The following is a 26,900-nucleotide window of genomic DNA, read 5'->3' on the forward strand; positions in this document are numbered from 1 at the left end:
TCAGTTATTTTAATAATTCAAATTCCAATACATCTTCGTTATCTCCTTGATGCTTTAGACCCCAAAGACCTTCAGGACTCATAAAGAGTCCACCATGAAGATTAAGCTCTTTACTAGAGAAGACCTTCTCACTCATCACCTCAAAATTCTCATTAATTGTCATGACCACATATAGCGTAGAACTAAGTTTATCTCTCGTGCCATTCCGATAATCTCTGAACTCCTTTGCATCATGTGGAATGATTGCTACTCGGTAATAAGTATTCCTATATTTATTAAATAATAAGCTTTTATAATATCCTACCGTTATCCCAAAACCATAATTTTGGAGTGTCTCTCTATACTCATTTGAACCTTTAAACTCCGTAAGTGGCTTCGGTAAAAGAGTGGGCTTATCTGGCAAATACTTACTCTTCAAATTGTGTTTCTGAAAGCTGATAAAACCGTCATCCGAGGCATAAATTGCATGATCCAAAGGATAACTAATAAGCAACAAACCTCGAGCATTGTCGCTCGTAACATCTGGATTTAAGAAAGACTCGTATTGAGGTACACGATCAAGAAAACCACTATATAAAAGGGGGGCGCTCTTATATTCTAATTCTTTATCCACTAAATTAAGTTTCAACATCGGCATCACTCTCCTTAAAATCTTCAAAGAATAAGTGCTCCTTGAAACAAAAAGACTCGATCCCATAAGGGTAAAGGATCCAACTCCTGATGGAACAACACCACCTAAAACACCACCTTCATTGGCATCAGGCTTAGACAAATCGAAGCGACTCAATACAGCACCTTTACTATTAATAAGCGAGACGCGGTCGCCGAAAAAATCGGAGTAAATAAAAATAGAGTCTTTAGTATGAAGGAAAAAAGCACTTGGCTCAGGACCAACCGAATTAGGCCCAGCCCTTTCAAGGCCTATCGAACTTACTATTTCTCCAGATTTAAAATCGAAGACCTTAATCTCTCTGCTCAAAACATTCAAGTAGTAAACCCGTCCATCCTTATAAACAAACCCTCCTTCTTGACTAAAATCTGGCCCGGCAGTATTACTATCCAAGCTCAAGGTTAGGAGACTAGGAGGTTTATGATTCTCTTCCTGACTATAACCAAAATTCACGGATAAAAGCATTAAAATAGCTAGAAAGTAAACTCTAACTAATCTATCTAAGAATCGGTTGCAAAACACCATTTCCAGTACAAGTTGGATCATCAAACATTCCACCTTCATGTTTACATTTTGATATGTAAACTGTATTATTTTCAATTTCCCTCTCACCAATAATCACACAATATCCGGTAAGAGGAGCTTTCTCCCCCTTAAGGTATTGCGCAGTCCCATCCATACAATAAGACCAAATATCTGGTGAATAGCCAAAAGCAAAAACGCCCATTGACAATAGCATGAGCACGGATGAACTATAAATTTTCTTTTTCATTTTTATCTATTTTTAATTTCTATTTCAATATTATATTTATTAAATAACTTTACCAAGTTTTAATATATTTTTATCTGTTTTAAACTTTGTAATTAGCATCATGTTCAAACAAATTTGTAAACCCGCATATACGGTTTTTAAAGCCAAAACCATTCCTGTACATTTGCCGTATAGCAATGGGAATACTTTACCATGGACAATTATACTTATCTGAGTAATGCCGATCCAAAAGCGCTAGAAGGCCTTTATCAGCAATACCAAATCAATCCTGAAAGCGTAGATGAAGGCTGGAGGAAATTCTTCGAAGGTTTTGAGTTTGCACAGGGAGAATATCCGATGCTGCCAAACGGAAAGGCTGCTGCTTCTACCACCTCCACAACACCTGGTATTTCAGACAAAGAAGTACAAGTTAGGAACCTGATTCACGCCTACAGAACAAGGGCACACCTTCGTTCTAAAACCAATCCGGTTCGAGAGCGAAAAGACAGAAAGCCAATCCTAGACCTGCAATACTTTAACCTTACGGATGCAGATTTAGATACTGAATTCATTTCTGGAGCAGAAATAGGAATCGGTAAGGCCACACTCAGAAAAATCATTGAGACGCTTAAATACATTTACGAAGGCACAGTCGGCTTCGAGTATATGTCGGTTCGCGACCCTGAACAACTTAAGTGGCTCCGCGAAAAAATCGAAAAAGACGCACTTAGCTTCAACCCTTCGGCTGATCAGCGTAAAAGAATACTTTCCAAGCTGAATGAAGCTGTAGTTTTTGAAAACTTTCTGCACACCAAATATTTAGGCCAAAAGAGATTCTCTCTAGAAGGTGGAGAAACTACAATTCCCGCATTAGACGCAATTATTAATAAAGGCGCAGAACTAGGTTTGGAAGAAGTAATGATTGGTATGGCACACAGAGGAAGACTCAACGTGCTTGCTAATATTATGGGTAAAACCTACGAGCAAATATTTAATGAATTTGAAGGAGGTGCAACACCTGACCTTACCATGGGTGACGGTGATGTAAAATACCACCTGGGTTTTTCAAGCCAAGTAGTTGCGCCAAATGGCAAAACCATTGAACTTAAACTAGCGCCAAACCCTTCTCATTTAGAAGCTGTAAACCCAGTAGTAGAGGGTTTTGTAAGAGCAAAAGGCGATGAAGAATACAATCGAGATAGATCTAAAGTAATGCCGATCTTAATCCATGGTGATGCTGCCGCAGCTGGCCAAGGGATTATGTACGAGGTAGTTCAAATGAGCAACCTCGATGGCTATTTCACTGGGGGTACTATCCACTTTATCATTAACAATCAGGTTGGTTTTACGACTGACTTCGATGATGCTCGATCAAGCATCTATTCTACGGACGTGGCCAAAATTATTGACGCCCCTGTACTTCATGTCAATGGTGACGATCCAGAAGCTGTTGTTTTCTGTGTTCAATTTGCTGTAGAGTACCGTCAGAAATTCCATAAAGATATTTTTGTGGATATGGTGTGTTATAGAAGGCATGGTCATAACGAAAGTGATGAACCCAAGTTTACACAACCATCACTTTATAATCTTATATCTAAGCATCCCAACCCGAGAGAAGTTTATAATAAAACACTAATCGAAAAAGGAGCAGTTGAAGCTGCATTGGCCAAAAACATGGACAAAGAGTTCCGTGCAACATTACAAGACAGGTTGAATATGGTAAAGCAGAAACCGCTTCCATATACCTATCAGCCACTTGAAGAAGAGTGGAGAAACCTTAGAAGATCTACACCTGCTGATTTTGAAAGTTCTCCGGAAACAGGAATTTCAAATGATACAATCCAGAAGGTAGCTACGGCACTTACTTCTATTCCTTCAGGCTTTAAGCCGATTAAGCAGATTGAAAAACAGTTGAAGCAACGCAAAGACATGTTTTTCAAAGATAAAATGTTGAACTGGGCTGGCGGTGAACTTCTGGCCTATGGATCACTGCTCGCCGACGGTAAAAAAGTGAGACTTACGGGCCAAGACGTACAGCGTGGCACTTTTTCGCACCGTCATGCAGTACTTCGCGACTTGAATACAAATGAGGCGCACAATAGCTTAAATCATATTGAAGGCGCGCCTAACCAATTTGAAATCTATAACTCACTACTTTCAGAATTTGGCGTAATGGGCTTTGAATTTGGATATGCCATGGCCAATCCAAATGCACTAACTATTTGGGAAGCACAATTCGGAGATTTTGCGAATGGCGCACAAGTAATGATAGATCAGTTCTTGTCATGTTCTGAAACGAAATGGCAGCGAATGAATGGTTTAGTTTTATTACTACCGCATGGTTATGAAGGACAAGGACCCGAGCATTCAAATGCCAGACCTGAACGCTATCTTCAGCTTAGTGCTGAGTACAATATGGTGGTAGCTAACATTACATCTCCAGCTAACTTTTTCCATGCCTTAAGAAGACAACTCACATGGGAGTTTAGAAAGCCACTGATCGTAATGTCACCAAAATCACTGCTGAGAAACCCTAAGGCGGTATCTCCATTAGCAGATTTTGAGAAAGGAAGTTTCCAAGAAGTAATTCCTGATACAAGTGTTACTGCACGATCGGTGAAGAAAGTAATCATGTGTTCAGGAAAAGTCTACTTCGATCTTCTTGAAAGAAAAGAGAAAGACAAACGAAAAGATGTTGCCATCATCAGGATTGAACAGCTTCATCCTTTCCCGGTTAGCCAGGTAAATAAAATACTCGACAAGTACAAAAACGCCGAATATATTTGGCTACAGGAAGAACCTGAAAATATGGGCTATTGGAATTTTGTCCAAAGAGCATATTCGGAAAAATCGTTGACTTTAATTTCTAGAAAAGCCAGCGCATCTCCAGCCACAGGTTATGCTAAAGTACATGCCGCCGAACAAGAAGATATTATTAACAAAGCTTTTGCTTAAACCCATAGAAAAATGAGTTTGGAAATTAAAGTCCCTGCAGTTGGTGAATCAATCACGGAAGTAACCATTGCACAGTGGTTCAAGCAAGAAGGTGATCAAGTCGAAATGGACGAAATCATCTGTGAGCTTGAATCAGACAAAGCCACTTTTGAATTAAACGCTGAAGCAGCTGGAACGCTCCATATTGTTGCTCAAGAAGGCGATACATTAGAAATAGATGAACTAATATGTACTATCGATACCGATTCAGCAGGTACGGCCAAAGAAGAAACTGCTCCAAGCGAAGCGACTTCTTCATCAGAGCCTGCAAAAGGACCTGAATCCACTGGTGAGATTAAGGACATGATTGTTCCAACTGTAGGAGAATCAATCACTGAAGTGACTATCTCAAGCTGGCTCAAAGCTGATGGTGATTTTGTTGAATTGGATGAGATAATTGCCGAAGTCGATTCTGACAAGGCAACTTTCGAGCTTCCTGCAGAAGCCAATGGAATTCTCAGGATTGTCGCTCAAGAAGATGATACCATCGAAATTGGTGCACTTATCTGTAAAATTGAAGTAATGACAGGTGGTGCTCCTGCCAAAGAGTCTGCACCAGTTTCAGCTTCTTCCGAAACAAGCGCAGCATCCACAGCTTCAGGCAACGAGACCTATGCTACTGGACATGCATCCCCTGCGGCAGCTAAAATTTTAGCTGAAAAAGGAATAGATACGTCTACCATAAAAGGTACTGGCAAAGACGGGCGCATTACCAAAGAAGATGCTGAAAAAGCACAGATGTCAACTCCGAAGCCAGCTGCAGCAGCCAAACAAGAAGATGCTCCTGCGCCTGTAGCCGCACCAGGAAGCAGAAATGAAAGAAGAGAGCGTATGACCTCTCTGAGAAAGACTGTTTCCAAAAGATTAGTATCTGTGAAAAACGAAACGGCCATGTTAACCACTTTCAATGAGGTAAATATGAAGCCGATCATGGACATCAGAAAACAATACAAGGAAAAGTTCAAAGAGAAGTACGAAGTAGGGTTAGGCTTCATGTCTTTCTTTACAAAAGCAGTTACAATGGCCGCTCAAGAATGGCCTGCTGTAAATGCAAGAATCGAAGGCAACGAAATTGTATACAATGACTTTGTTGATGTATCAATCGCCGTTTCAGCACCAAAAGGACTTATGGTTCCTGTGATTAGAAATGCAGAATCGATGAGTTTCGATCAGGTAGAAAAAGAGATCATTCGCTTGGCAACTAAAGCGCGAGATGGTAAGCTTACCATTGATGAAATGACTGGAGGAACTTTTACAGTTACCAATGGAGGAATTTTCGGTTCTATGCTTTCAACACCGATCATTAATGCCCCACAATCAGCCATTTTAGGAATGCACAACATTGTGGAGCGCCCAATGGCAGTTAATGGTGAAGTTCAGATTCTACCGATTATGTATGTAGCGCTGTCTTATGATCATAGAATAGTTGACGGTAGAGAATCTGTGAGTTTCTTGGTTCGCGTAAAAGAGCTATTAGAAGATCCAACACGACTTTTATTAGGCATATAATCTGTTAAAAGTACTGTGTATAATGTACCGAGTAAATAGACCAATAGATGCATAAATACAAAGAGCTAGAGATATGGAAGAAGTCCATTTCTCTTACAAAACAGATTTATTTAATCACTTCTAGCTTCCCTTCGGAAGAAAAGTTTGGTTTAAAAAGTCAGATAAATAGAGCCAGTGTTTCAATTGCCTCAAACATAGCTGAAGGAGCTGGAAGAAATTCAAATAAAGAGTTCAATCAGTTTTTAGGTATTGCAATCGGTTCGATGCATGAAGTAGAGACTCAAATCATAATTGCATTTGAAGTTGGCTACTTACAAAAAGAATTAAGGGATAAAGTTTGCGATCAAGTAACCCAACTTATTCTTATGACAAAAGGATTAAAAAATCACTTGGTCTAAGTACTAGATACTTAGTACGAAGTACTAACTACGAAGAGAATGAAATACGATGTAACAGTAATTGGTTCTGGACCTGGTGGCTATATTGCCGCTGTCCGATGTGCTCAGTTGGGCATGAAAACGGCTATCGTTGAAAAATACAACACACTTGGGGGTACTTGCTTAAACGTTGGTTGTATTCCATCTAAAGCATTGCTCGATTCTTCGGAACATTATCACAATGCTACCCATACCTTTAAAGAGCATGGCATTGAGTTAAATGACTTAAAAGTCAACTTCAAACAAATGATTGAGCGCAAAACCCAAGTGGTGAACCAGGTAACTGGTGGCGTTGATTTTTTGATGAAAAAGAATAAAATTGATGTTTTTCACGGATTAGGATCATTCATAGATAAAAACACAATTAAAGTTACCGATGCCGAAGGCAAGGAAACGAAAATAGAAACAGACAAGGCCATTATCGCAACAGGGTCTAAGCCAGCATCATTACCATTTATCGAGATCGATAAAAAACGAGTGATCACATCTACCGAAGCCTTAGTTTTGAAAGAAATACCAAAACATATGATTGTTATTGGTGGCGGAGTAATCGGCATGGAATTAGGTTCGGTTTACGCAAGACTTGGCGCTCAAGTATCGGTAGTTGAGTTTATGGACGATATTATTCCTTCCATGGATAAAACTATGGGTAAGGAGTTGAAAAAATCATTGAAGAAACTCGGCTTCCAATTCTATCTAGGTCATAAAGTGGTTGAAGTAAAAGGAACTGCTAAAACAGTTACCGTTAAGGCTGAGAATAAGAAGGGCGAAATCGTTGACATTAAAGGGGATTATTGTCTCGTTTCTATAGGTCGTAAACCATACACCGACGGGCTAGGCCTTGAAAATGCCGGCGTCAGAATGGACGACCGCGGTAGGGTTGAAGTAGACGGGCAATTGAAAACATCTGCAGAAAACATCTATGCCATTGGTGATGTGGTTAAAGGTGCTATGCTTGCCCACAAGGCTGAAGAAGAAGGTGTTTTTGTCGCTGAAGTGATCAATGGAGAGAAACCTCACATTAACTACAACTTAATACCAGGCGTAGTTTATACTTGGCCAGAAGTAGCCGCCGTAGGACATACGGAAGAGGAATTAAAAGCCAGTGGTAGAGCCTATAAAAGTGGTTCGTTCCCCTACAGAGCTTTAGGCCGTGCCAGAGCATCGATGGACATAGACGGTTTAGTAAAAGTACTTGCCGATAAAGAAACTGATGAGATTCTTGGTGTACATATGATCGGTGCCAGAACTGCCGATATGATTGCTGAAGCGGTGGTAGCTATGGAATTTAGAGCATCTGCAGAAGATATCGCTAGAATGTCTCACGCTCACCCTACTTATACAGAAGCATTTAAAGAAGCTTGTTTAGCCGCTACAGATAATAGAGCGCTTAACGTTTAAGCTATTCTACAAGTGTTATAAAAAAGAAAGGCGAACCATCTGGTTCGCCTTTCTTTTTTAAAGCTCGCAAATATTTACTTGCTAATTCTTTTTCCTTCTAGTGGAAATGCATCTTCTCCGAAGTAAATCGCTCCACTCATGGTTTCCCCGTCAAAATCACATTCAACGCTCGCACTGTTGCCCATCACTTCTATATCACCCGTCATTGATGTGCCTTGAACGTCCACATTTTGCAACTCAAGTGTGCCAAATTGATCTGTTTCTAATGAAGCAGAATAAGCACCTGGGTTACCGGCAATAATAAACTTACCACCATTAGCTCCATCGGGAGTCTCTACAGTATATTCCCATGTCCCGGTTGGGTCATAAGCCTTCTCCTTTTTGGCCTTTTTTGCCGATGCACTTGTAGATGCTGTATTTGACGCTGCACACCCAACAACAAACAGTACCATAACCAATAAGGCTAGTGCACTTTTTATTCCTTTTATATTTCTCATGGTCTTAATTATTTCAAAAATCAATCAACAAGCAAAATAATCATTTTTACTTTTCTACCCTCTACAAATGAGCTCAAATCGAGTAAAAAAAGGTATGTTTATTCATTAATGAATTTGAGATTTTGATTATTGGCTAAACGCTATAACTTTGTGCCAATTTGTACCTAAGTCAACCCGAACATCCCTTAAAATAGTATGCCAAAAGATAACAGCATTAAGTCCATTCTCATCATAGGTAGTGGCCCCATCATCATCGGACAAGCATGTGAATTTGATTACTCTGGCTCTCAAGCCTCTCGATCCCTAATGGAAGAAGGCATTGAAGTTACTTTGATTAACTCAAATCCAGCCACCATTATGACAGACCCTGTCATGGCCGACAATATTTACCTAAAGCCACTTACTAAAAGATCAATCATTGAAATTCTAGAAAAGCATCAGATAGATGCCGTTCTACCTACTATGGGAGGGCAAACTGCCTTGAACCTGGCCATTGATTGTGATGCAGCAGGAATCTGGACGAAATATGATGTAAAGATAATTGGCGTAGACATTAAAGCGATTGAGACTACGGAAGACAGAGAAAAGTTCCGTCTCAAAATGAAAGAAATTGGTGTAGGTGTTTGTAAGGGATCAACCGCAACATCATTTCTAAAAGGAAAAGAAATCGCACAAGAAATAGGCTTCCCACTCGTAATCCGCCCTTCTTATACACTAGGAGGTTATGGTGGTGGATTTGTGAATACAAAAGACGAATTCGACGAACTACTGACTAGAGGATTGAATGCTTCGCCTATTCACGAAGTGCTCTTAGAGCAAAGTATTTTAGGGTGGAAAGAGTACGAGCTTGAACTATTGAGAGATAACATTGGGAACGTTATTATCATTTGTTCTATTGAGAACTTTGACCCAATGGGGGTCCACACAGGTGATTCTATCACTGTGGCGCCAGCCATGACGCTTCCTGACACAACGTACCAGAGAATGCGAGATATGGCCATCACCATGATGAATGCCATTGGTCAGTTTGCAGGCGGCTGTAACGTACAGTTCTCGGTGAGCCCAGATACTGATGAAATCATCGGAATTGAGATTAACCCACGTGTATCTCGATCCTCTGCACTAGCATCGAAAGCAACAGGATACCCCATTGCAAAAGTAGCGGCTAAGCTAGCCATCGGATATAACCTCGACGAACTAAATAACCAAATCACTGGTACAACTTCAGCCTTCTTTGAGCCGGCTTTAGATTACGTGATCGTGAAAATCCCTCGTTGGAACTTCGACAAGTTTAAAGGATCGGAAAGAAAGCTTGGACTGCAAATGAAATCTGTGGGTGAAGCCATGGGCATCGGTCGAAACTTCCAAGAAGCCCTTCAAAAAGCATGTCAGTCACTAGAAATTGGCAGAAATGGACTTGGTGCAGATGGCAAAGAGCTAAAAGATCAGGCTAAACTCTTATACAGTCTAGAAAACCCGAGTTGGAATAGACTCTTCCATATTTACGACGCTTTCAAACTTGGTATTCCGTTTAAGACTATCCAAAAGAAAACACGAATCGACAAATGGTTCTTACAGCAAATAGAAGAGCTCATTACCGTTGAAAATGAAATTCAAAAGCATACCCTTGATACACTTCCAGAGAAGCTACTAAGAATAGCCAAAGAGAAAGGATATGCCGATAGGCAAATCGCCCACTTACTAGACTGCCTAGAAAGTAAAGTCTTTAACAAAAGACATGATCTTGGCATTAAAAGAGTGTACAAACTTGTGGATACCTGTGCTGCGGAATTCGAAGCACAAACACCATATTATTACTCCAGTTTCGATGAGGAAAATGAATCTGAATCGACTGACAAAAAGAAAATCATAGTTCTAGGTTCAGGGCCAAACCGAATTGGTCAAGGAATAGAATTTGACTACTGTTGTGTCCATGGTTTATACGCCGCGAAGGAATGCGGTTATGAAACCATCATGATTAACTGTAACCCTGAAACAGTATCCACTGATTTTGATACAGCAGATAAACTTTACTTTGAGCCTGTTTTCTGGGAACACATTTACGACATTATTCTGCATGAAAAGCCAGAAGGTGTAATCGTTCAACTTGGTGGTCAAACGGCACTTAAACTTGCTGAGAAACTAGATCGTTATGGTATTAAAATCATCGGTACCAGCTATGAAGCACTTGACCTTGCCGAAGATAGAGGTCGTTTTTCAACGCTTTTAGCCGAAAATGATATTCCATATCCAAAATTTGGAGTAATTGAGGATGCTGATGATGCACTAGAGCTTTCTAAAGAGATTGGTTTTCCACTACTCGTAAGACCTTCTTATGTATTGGGCGGTCAGGGTATGAAAATCGTAATCAACGAGCAAGAGCTTGAAGAACATGTTGTGAATATTCTAAAAGATATTCCCGGTAACAGAGTATTATTAGATCACTTCTTGGAAGGTGCTAAAGAAGCTGAAGCCGACGCCATATGTGATGGAGAAAATGTATACATCATAGGAATCATGGAACATGTAGAACCTGCAGGCATCCATTCTGGCGATTCATATGCCTTACTTCCTCCTTATAGTTTGGGTGACATTGTGATCAGACAGATTGAAGCACATACGAAGAAAATTGCGCTAGCGCTAAAGACCAAAGGACTAATAAATATCCAGTTTGCTGTAAAAGATGATCAAGTTTATATCATCGAGGCCAACCCAAGAGCATCTAGAACCGTTCCATTCATAGGAAAAGCATATCAAGAACCTTATGTGAACTATGCCACTAAGGTAATGCTCGGAGAAAATAAGGTAACAGACTTTGATTTCAAACCAGTTAAAAGAGGTTATGCCATCAAAGAACCCGTTTTCTCTTTCCATAAATTCCCTAATGTAAATAAGGAATTAGGCCCTGAAATGAAATCGACTGGTGAAGCCATCTATTTTATTGAAGACCTTATGGACGATCATTTCCTTGATATTTATTCGAAACGAAATCTTTACTTAAGTAGATAAATGGGTTACATACTCAAATACATATTACCAATTATCGTATTCTACTGGATATTTAGAAGCATTGGTCGCTTTATGTCCAGAATGATGAATGGTGGCCAGCCGCAGCAAAACTTCTCAGGAAGAAGAGAACAGAAGAAACCAACTGATGGCAATGTGAATGTTGAGTATGCACCTTCGAAAAAAAATCCTAAGTCATCTGATAACTTTAAGGGGGGAGATTATGTTGATTATGAAGAAGTAGATTAAAGATTTATCGACTTTTCATAAATCAGTCGCTTCGAGCAATCAACAAACAGCAATTATTAAACATTAAACCCTTTAAAATGGCTCAAATTACACTTGGCGGAACCCCAACCACTACAAATGGCGAATTGCCTAAGGTTGGCGATGCTGCAATAGATTTTCAATTGTCGGCAGTAGATTTATCTTCAAAATCACTCTCCGATTTTCAAGGACAGAACTTAGTACTCAATATTTTTCCAAGTGTTGATACTGGCGTTTGTGCCGCTTCTATTAGAAACTTCAATAAAACGGCATCCGACCTCGACAATACAAGTGTTCTTTGTATTTCGCGTGACTTGCCTTTCGCTCAAGGAAGATTTTGCGGCGCTGAAGGTATCGAAAATGTTGTGATGCTTTCTGACTTCAACACAGGTAAATTCGGAAAAGACTATGGTTTGGAAATAACTGACGGTGCCTTTGGTGGTCTTCACTCAAGATGTATTGTGGTTATCAATGCTGAAGGGTCTGTTATTTACACAGAACAAGTTCCAGAAATAGGGCAAGAGCCTAACTATGAAGCTGCTTTAGCAAGTCTTTAAAAGTTTAAAAACCAAAAAAAGAAGGCCAATCCTGTGAATTGGCCTTCTTTTTTTGTTCCTGGTACATTATGGCATTTGGTAGACCATTGCATTGATGTGCATCCCTGCACCAACAGATGCAAAAATCACATTATCGCCGGATTCTAAAGTATGATCATCCAGTTTCCCCTTTAGAATTAAATCCAACATCGTAGGAATCGTAGCGACAGAGCTATTACCCAGTGTTTGAATGGTCATGGGCATTAGTTTTTTTGAATCTCCCATAACACCGTAAAGCTTGAATAATTTATGTAGAATAGCCTCATCCATTTTTTCATTCGCCTGATGAATCAATATTTTATTGATATCCTTTAGGTCAAGACCAGCACCTTCTATAGCACACTTCATAGCGCCTGCTACATTTGTAAGTGCATATTCATAAATTTTACGGCCTTTCATTTTTATGTAACTGCCTCCATGATCATTCAAGGAAGTCTTATAAGAAGGCCCCATAGCTAAATAGCATAATTCCTCAGATGCATCGGTTCTTGAACACTGAGCAATATATCCGCCTTTTTCATTATCAGAATGAGAAAATATAGTAGCACCAGCACCATCGGCAAAAATCATTGAATCTCTATCATGCGGATCGACAGTTTGACTTAAAGTCTCACCACCTATAACCAAAACATGCTTTGCATCTCCACAACGAATCATTTGCGTAGCCTGAATAGCGCCTTGAACCCATCCCGGGCAGCCAAAAATGATGTCGTAACAAGAAGTAGAAGGGTTCGAAATATTGAGCTGTCCTTTAACTCTTGCTGCCAAACTAGGCATCATATCAATTCGGTTCGTATCCTTTTGCATATCACCGAAATTATGTGCGAAGATGATATAATCGAGGTCGTTCGCGTCGATTCCACTATTCTCAATGGCACGCTTCGCGGCAATAGCACCTAAATCCGATGCCTTCTGGCCAGGTTTGGCATAACGTCTTTCTTTTATGCCAGTTATCTTCTCAAACTTTCTAATGATCTCAGAATTCTCGTCCTGGAAAGGCTCCCCGTTCTCTTGATAAAACTCTGAATTCAAGAAATCCTCGTTACGCACTATTGTTTCAGGAATACAACTACCAACTCCACTTATTACAACACTTGACATACTCACTATTCAAATTTTCGAACAGCATCCCAACAGGCCTCCGCAGCCTGATCGATACGCTCTTCAGTTAAAGATTGATTATGGTCGATATGCAATTTTGACAATGACACGATGGGGCCATAGAGTAAAGAAACTATAGTATAAAGCGGTAAATCCTTCATAGCTCCTGCCCTTTTGGACTCAACGAAAAAAGACATAATAGGCGCCAAGATGATAAAGCTCTCTTCCCTTGTAACATTACTGACAAAGGGCGCATACCTATATTGCTCAACAAAATGAAACTCTTCAGGATTCTCAATACAGTAATTGATCAAGTTTCTCCACAAGTGCTTAAACCTTTCTTTAAAACTACCCTCCTCGCGATAATCCTGGAGCATTGCCTTAATTACACGCCTTTTGATAGCGGTAAATAATTCATTAATCAACTGCTCTTTATTCTCGAAATACCGGTAAATAGTTCCGGCTCCGACGCCCGCTTGCTGAGCAATCATGGAAATAGGTGTACCATGAAAACCATGCTCTGTTAGCAGTTTTAGCGTCGATTCTAGAATCAGACTTCGTTTATCAAGTGTCTTTTTATCAACCATATTAATGCGGAATGAACGTTCATTCCGCCACAAAGGAAAAGACATTATTATACTTGCCCAAGTATTTTAACAAGTTTTTCGCTCCTCGCTGTTTCAATTATTCTTTTGGCCGATGAGTAGTTTTAGCCTATTTTTGCCTGTCTCTAAAAATTTTTGGACGTTAACAGGTAATATGTCTTGGTTTCAGCGAAAAGTTAAGGGTATAACAACACCAACAAATCAGAAGAAAGATGCTCCTGATGGCCTTTGGTTCAAAACCCCTTCAGGTACAATTGTTCATACGCGCGAGTTGAAAAACAATGCCTATGTGAGCCCAGAAGATGGGTTTCATGTTCGAATTGGCTCAAAAGAGTACTTCGAGATTCTTTTCGACCAAAACAATTTTACTGAATTAGACGAAAAATTGAGTTCGGGTGATCCACTAAAATTTGTTGACAGCAAACCTTACCCTAAGAGAATAAAAGCTGGTCAAGCCAAAAGTAATCTTACAGATGCCGTTCGTTCTGCCTATGGTAAAATGAATGGTGAAGATATTGTCGTGTCTTGTATGGATTTCGCCTTTATTGGTGGTTCTATGGGTTCTGTTGTAGGTGAGAAAATTGCACGTGCCATTGATTATGCCATCAAAACAAAGACGCCGTTCCTTATGATTTCAAAGTCCGGCGGCGCCAGAATGATGGAAGCAGGCTATTCTTTAATGCAAATGGCGAAGACTTCTGCTAAACTAGCCTTGCTAGCTGAAGAGGGTATTCCATACATTTCTCTATTAACTGATCCAACAACAGGTGGTGTCACTGCATCTTATGCCATGCTAGGCGATTTCAATATCGCTGAACCTGGTGCTTTAATCGGCTTTGCTGGCCCAAGAATTATTCGAGATACTGTCGGAAAAGACCTGCCAAAAGGTTTTCAGAGCTCTGAATTCGTTTTAGACCATGGGTTCTTAGACTTTATCGTCGATCGTAGAGATTTAAAAAATAAGCTTACAACGCTCCTTCGAATGTTGAAATAGCCTTTAAATTTTTCAAATTCTTTTTTGAAACATCAATAAGTGCTGCTAGGTTTGCAGTGCAAGTCATTCAATTCTGCCCAAACAGGGCTTCGAAATGAATCGATTTATACAGAAGCGTGGAGAGACAGGCTCTTCGAAGCGCTAGCAACCATCTCTTTAAACAGAGAAAGGTGCTAAATCCTGATCCTAGAGAGTGTCGAGTGACATTCAGGAGAATATAAATTGGTATTTATGCAAAATCTAATTTCAAGCGAGCATTCGCATCTTTCAGAAGATCATCATCTAATAGCCCATTCTATTGCCTGTATTATTTGCAATAGGAAAATTATTATTAGGTCAATTATCTGATCATTCTCTCAATTCTTACTTAAAGCAAATCGACAATGTCTATAGAAATAAAGACGGGGTCAGTTGAAGCTCAGCCTATCGAAAACCCCTCGCTTAAATATTTAAAAATCCAAGGTGACTTTATCTTGGAAAATGGCAAGAAACTATCAGAAGTGGTAATTGCCTACCACACATTTGGGCAACTAAATGCCAAACGCGATAATGTAGTATGGGTTTGTCATGCACTCACGGCAAATGCTAACCCCATTCAGTGGTGGCCAGGGTTAATCGGCCAAAAAGATGTTATTAACCCACAAAAGTATTTTATAGTCTGCGCCAATATAATTGGTTCATGTTATGGCAGTACAGGGCCTAAAAACTTTAACCCTGAAACAGGAGAAAGATACCTGAGATCGTTTCCAGCAATTACTATTAAAGATATGGTAAAGGCGCATCGGCTTCTACTAGCTCATTTAGAAATTGATCAAATTCATTTAGGTGTTGGTGGGTCAATGGGCGGGCAACAAATTGTCGAATGGGCTGTTCAGGAACCGAAACTTTTTAAGCATATCGCCCTTATTGCTAGTTCTGCAAAGAGCTCTCCATGGGGAGTTGCGATCAGATCGGCACAACGAATGGCGATAGAAGCAGACCCTTCTTTCTATTCTAGTTCACCTAAAGGAGGCTGGAAAGGCCTAGAAGCAGCAAGGGCTATGGCCATGGTTTCATATAGAACTGATAAAATCTATAACATATCACAAGTCGATCAGGCAAATTTTGAGTCGGCCAGTGATGCGGAAAGTTATCAGCGGTACCAAGGCGAAAAACTTAGAAACCGTTTCGATGCTAGAACATACTACACTTTGAGTCAGGCCATGGATTTTCATGATGTTGGTAAAGGATACAAGTCCATTTCAGAAGCGCTAGAGAGAATCGATGCAAGGGCATTAATAATAGGTATTGAGGAAGATTTACTCTTTTCTAAGGAAGAGCAAGTTGAGCTCGCCGAAAACATCAAAAAATCAGAATTACATTTTATAAAATCAGATTACGGTCATGATGGCTTCTTGGTGGAAGCTAAAACTATAACTGGCCTTCTGGCTAACTTTTTAAACAAACACAGATGAAAAAAATCAACATAGGCCTTTTCGGTTTTGGTTGTGTGGGTCAAGGACTCTACGAAACTTTAAACAACTCAAAAAATTTCGCGGGAGAGATTAAGAAAATCTGTATTAAGAATGCCAACAAATCTAGAAGCCTTCAGGAAGGTCTGTTTACTACCCAAAAGGAAGAAATACTAACTGACCCGAGTGTAGATGTGATTGTAGAGCTGATTGACGATGCTGAAGCAGCACTAGAAATAGTGACTTCTGCACTGAAAAATGGCAAATCGGTAGTAACAGCTAATAAGAAAATGGTTGCTGAAAACTTAGAATACTTAGTTCAACTTCAACAACAAACAGGCAAGGCCATTCTTTATGAAGGTGCCGTATGTGGGAGTATTCCCATAATAAGAACATTGGAAGAGTATTTTGGCCATGAACCACTTCAAGAGGTGAAGGGTATTTTCAATGGTTCGACCAACTACATACTGACAAAGGTCTTCGAAGAAAACCTGGATTATAATGATGCGTTGCGCCAAGCCCAAGATTTAGGTTTTGCAGAGTCTGACCCTACGCTTGATGTTAAAGGATTCGATGCTAAATACAAACTAAGCATTTTGTTAACCCATGCCTTCGGTATTTATGTAAAACCCGATGCCATAGTAAACCTTGGTATTGACCACCTTAAAAATACCGACTTAGAATATGCTCGAGAAAAAGGCTTTAAAGTGAAATTGGTGGCGCAAGCCCGACGTATAGAAAACAAAATTTATGCTTTTGTGGCACCACAATTTGTTCTCAACGAAGACAGCCTTTCCACAGTCGAAAATGAATTTAATGCGGTAACCCTAAAAGGTGATTTTTGCGACGAGCAATTATTTATTGGAAAGGGCGCGGGAAGTTTACCTACTGGAGCAGCTGTTTTATCAGACATTTCAGCCCTTAGTTATAACTATCAGTACGAATACAAGAAGTTCTACAACTTGGGTCAATTACCGTTTAGTAACCAATCCTTGCTAAAAGTATATGTAAGCTTTAGCAGCCCTAAAGACATTGAGCTAAGAGATTTTGACTCAATTCATGACAAATATTTCAGTTTTGATCATAGTTACGTTGTTGGCAATATTTGTATTTCAAGGCTATTAGAAGAAAAATGGCTAAACAATCCAAATAACAATGTTGTTCTCTGCGAGAATAGTCATCAAAGACAATTGGGGAACCTTTGTGTAAAGTCCTTAAGTGCTGAAATTGAAGACTTAAAAAAAGGTCAAGTGCTACTGGAAAAAATCACGGTTTAGTCTCGTTTTAGGCTACTCATCTTTTTTCCATTTCGCTTACAGATTTAACCTTTTAGTGAATATATTTGTAGCCCTGACGGAAAGGGTCAGTTTAGATTCAAATTGTTGATTTAAAATCGATTAATAGATGTCATCTATCATTATTACTTCAATAGTAGCGTTCTCAGTAGTCATCCTATTGTTGGTACTAATTTTACTGTATGCTCAGTCCAAATTAGTCCAATCCGGCGATGTTAAAATCGTTGTAAATGGAGACGAAGCTAATCCCATTGTAGCAGCAGCAGGCTCTACGCTCTTGAATACACTTTCAGGACAAAAAATATTCTTACCATCAGCATGTGGCGGTGGTGGTACTTGCGCTATGTGTAAGTGTACAATCAATGAAGGTGGCGGAGACGTTTTGCCAACAGAGGTAGGACACTTGAGCAGATCTGAGCAAAAAGAAGGTGTTAGACTTTCTTGTCAGGTAAAAGTGAAGCAAGACATGCGTATTCACATTCCGGAAGAAATTTTCGGTATTAAAAAGTGGGAATGCGAAGTGGTGTCCAACTACAATGTGGCTTCATTCATTAAAGAATTTGTGGTAAAACTTCCTGAAGGAGAAACACTAGACTTTGAAGCTGGTGGATATATTCAGGTAGATGTTCCTCCTGTTGTTTGTGAGTTCAAAGACATGGACATCAGACCGCTACCAGACGATCCAGCTGGTGATGATAAATTCAAAGAAGACTGGGATAAATTCGGCCTTTGGGATTTAAAAATGGTGAATAAGGAAGAAATCTTCCGTGCATACTCTATGGCCAATCACCCTGCAGAAGGGAATATTGTAATGCTGAACATTCGTATTGCAACGCCACCTTGGGACAGGGCTAATAACAAATGGATGGATGTAAACCCAGGTATTTGTTCTTCTTATGTGTTTACAAGAAAACCAGGCGATAAGGTAACTATTTCAGGTCCTTACGGTGAATTCTTCATTAAACCAACCGAAGCGGAAATGCTATACATTGGTGGTGGTGCAGGAATGGCACCTATGAGATCTCACCTTTTCCACTTATTCCACACCTTGAAAACGGGTAGAAAAGTGACTTACTGGTATGGTGGACGTTCAAAAAGAGAGCTTTTCTATCTTGACGATTTCAGGAAAATAGAAAAAGAGTTTCCGAACTTTAAATTCCACTTAGTTCTTTCTGAACCTGTTCCTGAAGATAACTGGGTTGAGAAAAAAGACATTGATGATTCTAAAGGAGATGGTTTCTTGGGTTTCGTTCACCAAGCGGTTATCGATCAGTACTTAAGTAAGCATGATGCTCCTGAAGAAATCGAATTCTATTTCTGTGGTCCTCCAATGATGAACGCTGCAGTATTGAAAATGTGCGACGACTGGGGTATTCCAGATGAGAATGTTGCATTTGATGATTTCGGAGGATAATCTTCTCCCAAAAATTTTATAAGCCCCTCCAGTTTTGGTGGGGCTTTTTTATGGGAACTACTCGAAAGTTTCTGCTTTCGCTTACAACAAGATGGATGTAATATTGCCCTTTTCTAGCCTTCAGAAATGTTCTATCTTTATTTAAAGATTTTATTTCTCCCCAGATGAACCTCAAACTATTCTTCACCCCGCCCTCTTTCGAATTTGATGGCCCCAATAATGCTATAGGTCATAGCTTTAAACAGCTTCAAAGTGACGATTTCAATATTTCGCAAATGAACTTAGCGCTGGTTGGAATAAATACTCGTGGTGACGCGGATTTAATACGAGGTAAGTTATTCAACCTAAAGAGAAGTCAGGCCAATTACCGCATGGCAGACCTTGGTAATATTCAACCCGGCGATTCTGCTCAAGATACACAAGCCAGAATTAGAGAGGTTTGCGAGTTTCTCATTTCTCAACGTGTAATTCCAATATTAATTGGTGGAAACCAAGATTTAGCGCTTGGCCAATACAAAGGCTACGAACAGTCGAAAAAGCTAATTTCTGTCATAAACGTGGACGCATTTTTAGACATGGAATCAGAGGGTGAGCCATCAAATCAGTTTTTAAATGACTTACTTACTCACCAACCCAATTACTTATTCAGCTATAGCCATTTAGCGCATCAATCATACCTGATTGATGCTAATCAGATGAAAGCACTAGATAAGCTTTACTTTGAATCTTTGAGGCTTGGTGAACTCAGATATGACATTAAGCAAGCTGAACCACTGATTAGGATGGCCGACATGCTGACTTTTGACATTTCTGCAATTAGGTCTTCAGATGCCCCTGGAAACCCATCGGCTCAACCATTTGGCCTTTCTGGAGAAGAGGCCTGTCAGCTGACCTGGTACGCAGGAATTAATGAAAAAATGACTTCCGTCGGCTTTCATGGGTATCATCCTTCGCTAGATGATGATGTTTTAAAAACGGCCTCGGTAATGGCTACAATGGTTTGGTATTTCATCGATGGATATTACAACCGAAAAGATACTGGTCAGTTTAATTCCGAGAATTACACGAAGTACACGGTAAGTTTTGAAGGTACTGACGATACAATGACTTTCTACAAAAGCCGACTATCTGAAAAATGGTGGATGCTCGTTAATTATGGAGAAAATTTCTTAGACCGCGCCTATATACCCTGTGGCTATAAAGACTATGTAGGCGCTACACATGGCGACTTCCCAGAAAGGTGGATTAAGGCGCAGGGAAAGTTGATTTAAAGGCATAAGAAAAGCCCTTCGTTCCATCCAAACCAAGGGCTTCTACTGGGTCATTAAAATAAAAACTGATCTTAATTTCTTACTAATCTAAACTATTGCGATTGCATTAATGATACGCATGAAGATAGCTTTACCCTACTGGGCATGATTAATAATCTTTTGCTGTTCAGTATTTATTAAGTAAACGCTTAAGGCCTGAAAGGAAACACCGAGAAGCTAATGGCACCGTAACTATTCTTATAATACCGCGCTAGGCAGTATTCCTCAAACTTTTGATCGAAATTGACTTTACCGCGAACACCTTTCTTGGGATAAGGTTTGTCTTCATGAAAAAAGTAAACTTTGGTAGTTCCTTGCTTGCTATAGGGCATCAATTTGCCGTACAATTCCATCTCACTGAAAAGACTATCACTCGTGGTTACAATATACACGCGGTCTACTGGTCCTGTGTTATTTTCGTTTCTGCTTAAATGAACCTCCTCAAAAGTAGAATTAAAATCATCTAGTCCTGGTTGAGAAAACGCATTCCACAATATGGCCAAGGTAATAACAATGGCTACCCCCATAAACATTGGTTTGTATTTCCTCATATCAAACCTCTTGCTTTTAGCTCTAAGTACTTATTGATAGTATTTACACTGAGTTCTTTTGGCGGCGTAAGTATTGAATGGATGCCATGGGTTTTTAGCTCTTTTACAATCAGTTTCTTCTCAAATGCCAATTGCTCAGCAATACCCTTTGTATAAACCTCCTCAATATCATGGGCTGGTGAATCAATTAGTTTTTCTACCTCGGTATTCTGAAAAAAGATACAAACCAATAAATGTTGCTGTCTTATTTTCCTTAGAAAGGGAAGCTGTCTTTTCAGTGCCGAAACTGATTCAAAATTGGTATACAAGAGCACAAGCGATCGCTGAGTAACTTTTCGTTTAAGCGTAATGTAAAGCTTCGAAAAATCTGTCTCTTTATAACCTGTCTTTTGCTTATAGAGGTGCTCTAAAATCAAGTTCAGTTGCATATTTCTAGAAGAAGCAGGCAATACTGAATTTACTTTATGTTGGAATGTTATGATACCGGCCTTATCGCCTTTTTTTAAGGCAATATTAGAAATCACTAAGCTCGAATTTATTGCGTAATCAAGCAGACTCAATCCCTCAAAAGGCATTTTCATAACACGGCCTTTATCAATAACTGAATAAACCTGTTGGGACCTTTCGTCTTGATACTGATTAACCATCAGCTCGTTTTTCCTCGCAGTAGCCTTCCAATTTACTTTTCTGTAATCATCACCAGCAACATAGTTTTTGATTTGCTCAAACTCCATATTGTTCCCTATTCTTCGAATCTTTTTCACCCCAAATGATTGGAGTTGATTAGAAATAGCAAGCAATTCATACTTTCTCATTTGAATGAAAGAAGGGTATACGGCAACGTCCTTTTCTTCTCCCAGCCGATACCTTCTGCGCACAATACTTAGAAAAGTAGAAGCATAAACATTCACCACACCGAAGGAATATTCACCCCTTTTAGTAGGTCTAATGTTATAGCGAACTTCTTTTACTTCACCTGAAATAAGTGAGAGTTCAAATACCTGATTTCGAATCTGTAATTGCTCAGGTAGCTCGTCAATTATCTGCAAATTCAGACTAATTGGATATTGATTTTCAATGATTAAACGAATGGGGTTATCATCTCCATTTGAAAATTTTTCAGTAGATAATCGCTCTAACTGAATACCTTCTTTTATCCGATAGAGCAACAATAAATCTATCAGAATAAAGGCAAGAGAAAGAAAAAAGAGCCCTTCTGCAATCGCACTTATAGCGGGTAAAGCAAAGCCTACTATAAATAGGAATATGACTGTGCCAGCAGCAAAGAAAAACCTATTGGTGATATAAAAGGAGCGGTAAAATCGCATTAACGTGGCACCTCAGTTTTTGATACCAATTGCTGTATAACTTCTTCTGCAGCAATGCCCTCCATTTCTTTTTCAGGAGTCAGAATTATTCTATGCTTCAGCACATGAGTGGCTAAAAACTGAATGTCTTCTGGCGTAACAAAATCTCTTCCTTGAATGGCTGCAAATGCCCTAGAACCATTGAGTAGCGCAAGAGATGCTCTTGGCGAAGCACCTAAGTAAATCGACTGATCTTGTCGGGTGTTACCTACGATTTCCGCGATATACCCTAAAAGCTTTTCGTCTACAATAATTTCTTTGAGTGTTTCTTTATAAGCCGCTATGTCTTTTGCCTTTATTACTGGAGAAACATCATCCAATTGATCTCCTTTTCGGTTAGCCGCGCGGAGTAATATTTCCTTTTCATCTGCCACGCTTGGATAGCCAATTTCAATTTTGAAAAGAAACCGATCTAATTGTGCTTCAGGCAAGCGATAGGTTCCTTCTTGTTCTACAGGGTTCTGTGTGGCCAGCACCAAATACGGGCTTTCCATTTTGTAAGTTTTGCCATCTACCGTTATTTGCCTTTCTTCCATAACCTCAAACAAAGCCGCTTGTGTTTTTGCAGGAGCTCTGTTGATCTCATCTATTAAAACTAAGTTTGAAAAGATTGGGCCTTTCTTAAAGTCAAATTCAGTGGTTTTCATATTGAAAACGCTTGTTCCTAAAACATCTGAAGGCATTAAATCTGGAGTGAATTGCACCCTTGAAAAATCTACAGCCATACTCTTAGCAACGAGTTTGGCAGCCAAAGTCTTAGCCACACCAGGAACACCTTCAAGTAAAATATGGCCATCAGCCAAAACAGCTGTTATCATGAGGTCGACCATTTGCTTTTGGCCTACGATAACCTTGCCGATCTGTTCTCTGATTTGTGCAACGCCTTCTTTCAGTTTAGACAAGTCTACCCTGTTTTCAAATGATTCCTGATTTTCCATATTTATTCTATTCCGTAAAATGCATTTAATTGTTTCTCTAGACTCATCAATTGTTCTAGGCTAATTTCGCCTCCTGTTTCTACCTGATCGACTGATAACAAAAGTAATTCAATATCTTCCTGAGCTTTTCCCGTTTTTTTAGAAAGCTCCAGCATGAAATTTTCATTCGAACTGGATGGCTTTAGGTTATATTTTCGCCGAATGACGTCCTTCCAATAAGCCACACGTTTTACCGCCAATTTTCTATGATCTTTTTGTCGATAGTAAAGTCTGCCAAGTGTTTCAACAAACTCTACTGATAAGTTTTTCATAGGGTCGATAAGAGGAATGATTCTTTGTCTTCGTTTTGATTCGAAAAAGATGAAAATCAACAGCGTGAAAAGCAATATAAACATGGCCCAACGGAGCGAGCGGTTGCTCAACACCACTCTTAGCGGGGTCTGCGATTCTAACCTGCCCAGCCGATAGTATTCCACATGTAGTACCGGCTCATCTTTGGGGAAAAAACTCAACAGCGTAGACGCAAAATCAGTGGTTTCTTCATTTAGAACAAAATAGTTAGTAAGCGCTAAAGGCATAGAGGAGAGAATAAGTCTACCCTTTAGGCCATTATACTCCATTAAAACTGGCTCATTGCTTTCGTTAGTTGCTATAACATTAAAATTTTCTTTTCTATATCGAGGAAAGGAGGAAGTGGTAGCCATTCCTGAAAAGGAATGCGTACTTATTTTATCTCCTATGCTTACTGATATTATCTCTCTATCCTCACCGGCTAAACTTTCTTGAATCGCTTCAAAATCGGTAGTCATTAAAGGGTCTTTTAAAACTGCAATAAACTTCAATGTATCTGAAAGCGCTCCGCTGAACTCTTTACCCGATAAAATCACCGTTCTGCCCTCATCTACATAAGCTAAAAGCTGACTGACATCATTTTTATCTAATGCCATTGCCTCTCCAATGAGTAGGAGATTTCTATCTTCATCTTCATTGCCTAGTTCGTAAATTGTTTTAAAGGCCGATTCAACATCAGATTCCTCTAGCATGTCTGCCATTAAATCATGCGTTACCAGGGTGCCAAAAGGAATACTATGCTTGTTATGGTAAGTAGGTGTCCAATCCAAAGAACTACCTTTCAGCATTTCTACAGCAACGTAAACGGCAACTAGCACAACAAGCGCAACTACGTATTTCTTTTCTTTCATTTGCCACTACTTTTAGTACCAACAATGTTTGAAAAATGCTCTTGTGCTTGAGCAGCTATATTATCATTTGCTTCAAAATGACCATACCACGTATAGTCAAAAATGAAACTGAGTTTTTCAAAGTCCGCCTCAGCTGGGTTGCCAGAAAGCTCGTACAAATAATCGCGATTTGTCTTACCTTTTTTCACTTTAAGTAAGCCAGAATCGGCCATTAGCTTCAGTGCATTTAAATACGTGAGCCTTATGGCAAACCGCCATTGTTTTTGTTCGATGGCAGATGCAATTTCTTCTTCAAAATTGATTAGCCCGAGCTGCTCTTCGCTTACTTCATAATCTAGGTTTTTAACCTTATTAGGCTTAAAAACAGTGGTGATCTCTACTCCGAATATTTTGATGATAAAAAAGATAAAACCAACAACTAACGCCAATTTCCAGAGAATTTCTATAATGGTACCCGTTGTACCAGAAGTAAGCATTCTCATAAACCATGCTTGCGCTCTTTCTATGAATAGTTCGAAAGCATTCGGAGGCTCTGGCTTTGCCACCTGATACTGAAATTTAGCGTCAGATCTATAGGTAGCTAATTTCTCGCTATCGAACTGTCGAATTTCAACTGTAGAATCAGCCGATTGGACTTCTTGACCAAGGACCGGAATACTTAGAAATAATAAGAGAAATAGGGAATTAATAATCTTCATTCTCATCATCCTCGCTGCCGCCCTTATCCATTTGCTCGATTTTGGAAACTAAGCCTCTAGATTCTTTTCTTTCTACCAGATTAAAATACTGGAATGCAACAGTAATATAGACTAAAGTATAGAGCAAGATTTGACCGAACGTTTCAAACAATGAAAAGAGAATATTCATGGCTTGGCTCGTTCCTGACATTAATTCCAAACCATTAATATCACCATCTTCTTGGAAGCTAGTAAAAGCATCAAGACCCATTATAATCAGTCTAGGAATACCGAAGAACAGGTTGATAATGTAGCCTATTATTACCATGACTAAGATTAGGCCAAAAGTACTCCACCACTTACCAGAAATCAGTTTAAAGGATCGGCTAAAAGCGTCAATCGGGTTACTCGACTCTATTACGATAATCGCTGCGCCTAAACTAAGAGTTATCGCCACGTAAATACCAGGTAATATAAAGAACATTGACGCTATAATCACGACGATATAGGTCAGTATGTTGAAGCCTAAAATATTGAAGAATCTACTCGCAAAACCTTTAGTTACCGAAGCCACAGTGATGTCCTTAGGTGCACTCTCCTGATAAGCCACCATATAACCATACGTAACCGCTGGAATAACGGTAGTGGTTACCATTGTCGATAGAAGTGATAAACCATAGACTTCAAGCATGCTGATGATATCGTTAGCGGTAAAGCCACTTTGGAAATCAAAGTTTAAATCTCCTACCATGGTTCCTAAAAGAATAGCAATCAATAGTAGGATTGGACCAGCAATCATCAGCTGAATCTTAAAAAATGGTAGCGCATTCTCGCGAATAAAGACGAACGTCGCGTTCAACTTTTCACCAAATTGTCGCTTTTTATAAAATTCTATCTGTTGATTATAGGACATCTTTATAAAGTTTTCGTGGGTATAATATAATGTAATAAATCATGAACGCCAGCGACCCAAAAATGATTAATCCTTTGATCCAATCTGACATATCGAAAAGCCTCGTGACAAACGATTCTAAGAAACCTGCCAAAATAAACATTGGCACCAAACCAAGAACCACTTTGGCCCCAGTTAATGCTCCCTTTTTAAGGGATTCCATGCGTGTATAAGTACCAGGAAACAGTATTGAATTACCCATTATGAGGCCTGCACCGCCAGCGATGATGATAGATATTATTTCAACAGTACCGTGTATCCAGATGGTGAGTAGCGAGGTGACTAAAAGACCTTTTGAGTAAAAGAAATACTGGAAAGACCCTAGCATAACTCCATTCTGGAATAACATAAAAACCGTTCCAATTGAAGCCAAAAGTCCCATGGCGAAAGCAATGAAAGAGACTCGAACATTGTTAAAGGTTATGTACACAAACATATCGGCCTGGGCCATTTCTCCATAAACACCGAGCGGTACACCTCTTTCAATGTTATTCAGAGTCATGTTTACATACTGATCACCTAAAATGAGTCGAACAAATGCATCATCGTTAGCGGCAGAGAAAGCACCAATTAGGCAAGCTCCCAGAAAAAATAGAAGGCTGTACAGGAATTCCTTCCGATGAACCCAAAAAATCTTTGGCAATTCAAGTTTCCAGAATTCAACAAACCGATTCTTACGTTCTTTTTTATTCCTATAGATATACTGATGGACCTTTGTAGAAAGGTTATTCAGGTAAATCGTAATTTCAGATTGAGGAAAATGTGTTTGCGCGTAAGAAAGGTCATCCGTTAGCTGAATAAAAAGATCGGCTAATTGATCTGGGTCCTTCTTGGACTTGGCTCCAATTAGACTTTCAAACTCTTCCCATTTACTTATATTTGCCTTCACGAAGGCGGACTCCCTCATAATTAGAT

At 39.5% G+C, this 26,900-nt stretch carries 24 protein-coding genes and 1 riboswitch; of the genes, 12 read left to right on the top strand and 12 right to left on the bottom strand.

Annotated elements, in window-relative coordinates; genetic code table 11:
- Positions 1-4: 4 nt before the first annotated feature.
- The gene (locus JXQ92_RS16185; protein WP_421987682.1) at positions 5-1,063 is read right to left on the bottom strand and encodes a DUF4221 family protein; all 1,059 of its coding nucleotides are present in this window, start codon (positions 1,061-1,063) and stop codon (positions 5-7) included.
- 103 nt (positions 1,064-1,166) lie between these two features.
- Positions 1,167-1,442, bottom strand: a complete 276-nt coding sequence (locus JXQ92_RS16190; protein WP_421987683.1) for a hypothetical protein — start codon at positions 1,440-1,442, stop codon at positions 1,167-1,169.
- 192 nt (positions 1,443-1,634) lie between these two features.
- Here JXQ92_RS16190 and JXQ92_RS16195 point away from each other — a divergent pair, with 192 nt between their 5' ends.
- From JXQ92_RS16195 to lpdA, 4 genes are read left to right on the top strand one after another with little or no spacing between them, the layout of a single operon-like run.
- The gene (locus tag JXQ92_RS16195; protein ID WP_421987684.1) at positions 1,635-4,376 is read left to right on the top strand and encodes a 2-oxoglutarate dehydrogenase E1 component; all 2,742 of its coding nucleotides are present in this window, start codon (positions 1,635-1,637) and stop codon (positions 4,374-4,376) included.
- A gap of 12 nt (positions 4,377-4,388) precedes the next feature.
- On the top strand, positions 4,389-5,924 hold the full coding sequence (odhB, locus tag JXQ92_RS16200) for a 2-oxoglutarate dehydrogenase complex dihydrolipoyllysine-residue succinyltransferase (RefSeq protein ID WP_421987685.1): 1,536 nt from the start codon (positions 4,389-4,391) through the stop codon (positions 5,922-5,924).
- 47 nt (positions 5,925-5,971) lie between these two features.
- Positions 5,972-6,322, top strand: coding sequence for a four helix bundle protein (locus JXQ92_RS16205; RefSeq protein ID WP_421987686.1), 351 nt, complete (start codon positions 5,972-5,974; stop codon positions 6,320-6,322).
- Positions 6,323-6,361: 39 nt separating this feature from the next.
- Positions 6,362-7,762: a dihydrolipoyl dehydrogenase gene (gene lpdA / locus JXQ92_RS16210; RefSeq protein ID WP_421987687.1), complete on the top strand. Its 1,401-nt coding sequence runs from the start codon at positions 6,362-6,364 to the stop codon at positions 7,760-7,762.
- Between the two features lie 74 nt (positions 7,763-7,836).
- Here lpdA and JXQ92_RS16215 read toward each other — a convergent pair whose 3' ends face one another.
- The gene (locus JXQ92_RS16215) at positions 7,837-8,259 is read right to left on the bottom strand and encodes a hypothetical protein (RefSeq protein WP_421987688.1); all 423 of its coding nucleotides are present in this window, start codon (positions 8,257-8,259) and stop codon (positions 7,837-7,839) included.
- Between the two features lie 195 nt (positions 8,260-8,454).
- Between JXQ92_RS16215 and carB the strand changes: the two genes are divergently transcribed.
- The 3 genes from carB to tpx all read left to right on the top strand — a co-directional run bounded on the left by carB (position 8,455) and on the right by tpx (position 12,089).
- Positions 8,455-11,268, top strand: a complete 2,814-nt coding sequence (gene carB, locus JXQ92_RS16220) for a carbamoyl-phosphate synthase large subunit (protein WP_421987689.1) — start codon at positions 8,455-8,457, stop codon at positions 11,266-11,268.
- On the top strand, positions 11,269-11,514 hold the full coding sequence (locus tag JXQ92_RS16225) for a DUF4834 family protein (RefSeq protein WP_421987690.1): 246 nt from the start codon (positions 11,269-11,271) through the stop codon (positions 11,512-11,514).
- A gap of 77 nt (positions 11,515-11,591) precedes the next feature.
- Positions 11,592-12,089, top strand: coding sequence for a thiol peroxidase (gene tpx / locus JXQ92_RS16230; protein WP_421987691.1), 498 nt, complete (start codon positions 11,592-11,594; stop codon positions 12,087-12,089).
- Between the two features lie 66 nt (positions 12,090-12,155).
- On the opposite strand, the gene JXQ92_RS16235 is transcribed toward tpx, so the two are convergent.
- A complete protein-coding gene (locus JXQ92_RS16235; RefSeq protein ID WP_421987692.1) occupies positions 12,156-13,229 on the bottom strand; it encodes a 3-oxoacyl-ACP synthase III family protein in 1,074 nt (357 codons plus the stop codon).
- 5 nt (positions 13,230-13,234) lie between these two features.
- On the bottom strand, positions 13,235-13,816 hold the full coding sequence (locus JXQ92_RS16240; RefSeq protein WP_421987693.1) for a TetR/AcrR family transcriptional regulator: 582 nt from the start codon (positions 13,814-13,816) through the stop codon (positions 13,235-13,237).
- A gap of 172 nt (positions 13,817-13,988) precedes the next feature.
- On the opposite strand from JXQ92_RS16240, the gene accD reads away from it, so the two are divergent.
- The 5 genes from accD to JXQ92_RS16265 all read left to right on the top strand — a co-directional run bounded on the left by accD (position 13,989) and on the right by JXQ92_RS16265 (position 20,259).
- Positions 13,989-14,828: an acetyl-CoA carboxylase, carboxyltransferase subunit beta gene (gene accD / locus JXQ92_RS16245; RefSeq protein WP_421987694.1), complete on the top strand. Its 840-nt coding sequence runs from the start codon at positions 13,989-13,991 to the stop codon at positions 14,826-14,828.
- A 101-nt stretch (positions 14,829-14,929) separates the two neighbouring features.
- Positions 14,930-15,052, top strand: a riboswitch (SAM riboswitch).
- Positions 15,053-15,211: 159 nt separating this feature from the next.
- Positions 15,212-16,282, top strand: a complete 1,071-nt coding sequence (locus JXQ92_RS16250; protein ID WP_421987695.1) for a homoserine O-acetyltransferase family protein — start codon at positions 15,212-15,214, stop codon at positions 16,280-16,282.
- Positions 16,279-17,556, top strand: coding sequence for a homoserine dehydrogenase (locus JXQ92_RS16255; protein ID WP_421987696.1), 1,278 nt, complete (start codon positions 16,279-16,281; stop codon positions 17,554-17,556). Before JXQ92_RS16250 ends, JXQ92_RS16255 begins: the two co-directional genes overlap by 4 nt.
- Positions 17,557-17,683: 127 nt before the next feature.
- Positions 17,684-18,988, top strand: coding sequence for an NADH:ubiquinone reductase (Na(+)-transporting) subunit F (gene nqrF, locus JXQ92_RS16260; RefSeq protein ID WP_421987697.1), 1,305 nt, complete (start codon positions 17,684-17,686; stop codon positions 18,986-18,988).
- Positions 18,989-19,152: 164 nt separating this feature from the next.
- Complete coding sequence (locus tag JXQ92_RS16265) at positions 19,153-20,259, top strand: formimidoylglutamase (RefSeq protein WP_421987698.1); 1,107 nt, start codon at positions 19,153-19,155, stop codon at positions 20,257-20,259.
- A 188-nt stretch (positions 20,260-20,447) separates the two neighbouring features.
- Here the strand turns inward: JXQ92_RS16265 and JXQ92_RS16270 are convergent, their stop codons facing one another.
- The 7 genes from JXQ92_RS16270 to JXQ92_RS16300 are packed head-to-tail and all read right to left on the bottom strand — an operon-like array spanning position 20,448 to position 26,892.
- The gene (locus JXQ92_RS16270) at positions 20,448-20,849 is read right to left on the bottom strand and encodes a hypothetical protein (protein WP_421987699.1); all 402 of its coding nucleotides are present in this window, start codon (positions 20,847-20,849) and stop codon (positions 20,448-20,450) included.
- Positions 20,846-22,177: a DUF58 domain-containing protein gene (locus tag JXQ92_RS16275; RefSeq protein ID WP_421987700.1), complete on the bottom strand. Its 1,332-nt coding sequence runs from the start codon at positions 22,175-22,177 to the stop codon at positions 20,846-20,848. Before JXQ92_RS16275 ends, JXQ92_RS16270 begins: the two co-directional genes overlap by 4 nt.
- A complete protein-coding gene (locus JXQ92_RS16280) occupies positions 22,177-23,154 on the bottom strand; it encodes an AAA family ATPase (RefSeq protein WP_421987701.1) in 978 nt (325 codons plus the stop codon). Before JXQ92_RS16280 ends, JXQ92_RS16275 begins: the two co-directional genes overlap by 1 nt.
- 2 nt (positions 23,155-23,156) lie before the next feature.
- The gene (locus JXQ92_RS16285; protein WP_421987702.1) at positions 23,157-24,356 is read right to left on the bottom strand and encodes a DUF4350 domain-containing protein; all 1,200 of its coding nucleotides are present in this window, start codon (positions 24,354-24,356) and stop codon (positions 23,157-23,159) included.
- Positions 24,353-25,054 (bottom strand): DUF4129 domain-containing protein, encoded by a 702-nt coding sequence (locus JXQ92_RS16290; RefSeq protein WP_421987703.1) that lies wholly within the window; start codon positions 25,052-25,054, stop codon positions 24,353-24,355. Before JXQ92_RS16290 ends, JXQ92_RS16285 begins: the two co-directional genes overlap by 4 nt.
- Positions 25,041-25,946: a hypothetical protein gene (locus tag JXQ92_RS16295; RefSeq protein WP_421987704.1), complete on the bottom strand. Its 906-nt coding sequence runs from the start codon at positions 25,944-25,946 to the stop codon at positions 25,041-25,043. Before JXQ92_RS16295 ends, JXQ92_RS16290 begins: the two co-directional genes overlap by 14 nt.
- The gene (locus JXQ92_RS16300) at positions 25,936-26,892 is read right to left on the bottom strand and encodes a stage II sporulation protein M (RefSeq protein ID WP_421987705.1); all 957 of its coding nucleotides are present in this window, start codon (positions 26,890-26,892) and stop codon (positions 25,936-25,938) included. Before JXQ92_RS16300 ends, JXQ92_RS16295 begins: the two co-directional genes overlap by 11 nt.
- Between the last annotated feature and the right edge of the window lie 8 nt (positions 26,893-26,900).

The organism is Roseivirga sp. (assembly GCF_049099775.1).
Lineage (GTDB): Bacteria > Bacteroidota > Bacteroidia > Cytophagales > Cyclobacteriaceae > Roseivirga.

Excerpts from the sequence above, each read along its gene's own strand:
- JXQ92_RS16265 (WP_421987698.1), top strand. The coding sequence starts at position 19,153 with ATGAACCTCAAACTATTCTTCACCCCGCCCTCTTTCGAATTTGATGGC.
- JXQ92_RS16290 (WP_421987703.1), bottom strand. The coding sequence starts at position 25,054 with ATGAAGATTATTAATTCCCTATTTCTCTTATTATTTCTAAGTATTCCG.
- JXQ92_RS16270 (WP_421987699.1), bottom strand. The coding sequence starts at position 20,849 with ATGAGGAAATACAAACCAATGTTTATGGGGGTAGCCATTGTTATTACC.
- JXQ92_RS16275 (WP_421987700.1), bottom strand. The coding sequence starts at position 22,177 with ATGCGATTTTACCGCTCCTTTTATATCACCAATAGGTTTTTCTTTGCT.
- JXQ92_RS16205 (WP_421987686.1), top strand. The coding sequence starts at position 5,972 with ATGCATAAATACAAAGAGCTAGAGATATGGAAGAAGTCCATTTCTCTT.
- odhB (WP_421987685.1), top strand. The coding sequence starts at position 4,389 with ATGAGTTTGGAAATTAAAGTCCCTGCAGTTGGTGAATCAATCACGGAA.
- JXQ92_RS16190 (WP_421987683.1), bottom strand. The coding sequence starts at position 1,442 with ATGAAAAAGAAAATTTATAGTTCATCCGTGCTCATGCTATTGTCAATG.
- JXQ92_RS16295 (WP_421987704.1), bottom strand. The coding sequence starts at position 25,946 with ATGTCCTATAATCAACAGATAGAATTTTATAAAAAGCGACAATTTGGT.
- JXQ92_RS16300 (WP_421987705.1), bottom strand. The coding sequence starts at position 26,892 with ATGAGGGAGTCCGCCTTCGTGAAGGCAAATATAAGTAAATGGGAAGAG.
- JXQ92_RS16255 (WP_421987696.1), top strand. The coding sequence starts at position 16,279 with ATGAAAAAAATCAACATAGGCCTTTTCGGTTTTGGTTGTGTGGGTCAA.
- JXQ92_RS16250 (WP_421987695.1), top strand. The coding sequence starts at position 15,212 with ATGTCTATAGAAATAAAGACGGGGTCAGTTGAAGCTCAGCCTATCGAA.
- JXQ92_RS16215 (WP_421987688.1), bottom strand. The coding sequence starts at position 8,259 with ATGAGAAATATAAAAGGAATAAAAAGTGCACTAGCCTTATTGGTTATG.
- JXQ92_RS16240 (WP_421987693.1), bottom strand. The coding sequence starts at position 13,816 with ATGGTTGATAAAAAGACACTTGATAAACGAAGTCTGATTCTAGAATCG.
- JXQ92_RS16225 (WP_421987690.1), top strand. The coding sequence starts at position 11,269 with ATGGGTTACATACTCAAATACATATTACCAATTATCGTATTCTACTGG.
- JXQ92_RS16235 (WP_421987692.1), bottom strand. The coding sequence starts at position 13,229 with ATGTCAAGTGTTGTAATAAGTGGAGTTGGTAGTTGTATTCCTGAAACA.
- JXQ92_RS16195 (WP_421987684.1), top strand. The coding sequence starts at position 1,635 with ATGGACAATTATACTTATCTGAGTAATGCCGATCCAAAAGCGCTAGAA.
- carB (WP_421987689.1), top strand. The coding sequence starts at position 8,455 with ATGCCAAAAGATAACAGCATTAAGTCCATTCTCATCATAGGTAGTGGC.
- tpx (WP_421987691.1), top strand. The coding sequence starts at position 11,592 with ATGGCTCAAATTACACTTGGCGGAACCCCAACCACTACAAATGGCGAA.
- JXQ92_RS16285 (WP_421987702.1), bottom strand. The coding sequence starts at position 24,356 with ATGAAAGAAAAGAAATACGTAGTTGCGCTTGTTGTGCTAGTTGCCGTT.
- nqrF (WP_421987697.1), top strand. The coding sequence starts at position 17,684 with ATGTCATCTATCATTATTACTTCAATAGTAGCGTTCTCAGTAGTCATC.
- JXQ92_RS16280 (WP_421987701.1), bottom strand. The coding sequence starts at position 23,154 with ATGGAAAATCAGGAATCATTTGAAAACAGGGTAGACTTGTCTAAACTG.
- accD (WP_421987694.1), top strand. The coding sequence starts at position 13,989 with ATGTCTTGGTTTCAGCGAAAAGTTAAGGGTATAACAACACCAACAAAT.
- lpdA (WP_421987687.1), top strand. The coding sequence starts at position 6,362 with ATGAAATACGATGTAACAGTAATTGGTTCTGGACCTGGTGGCTATATT.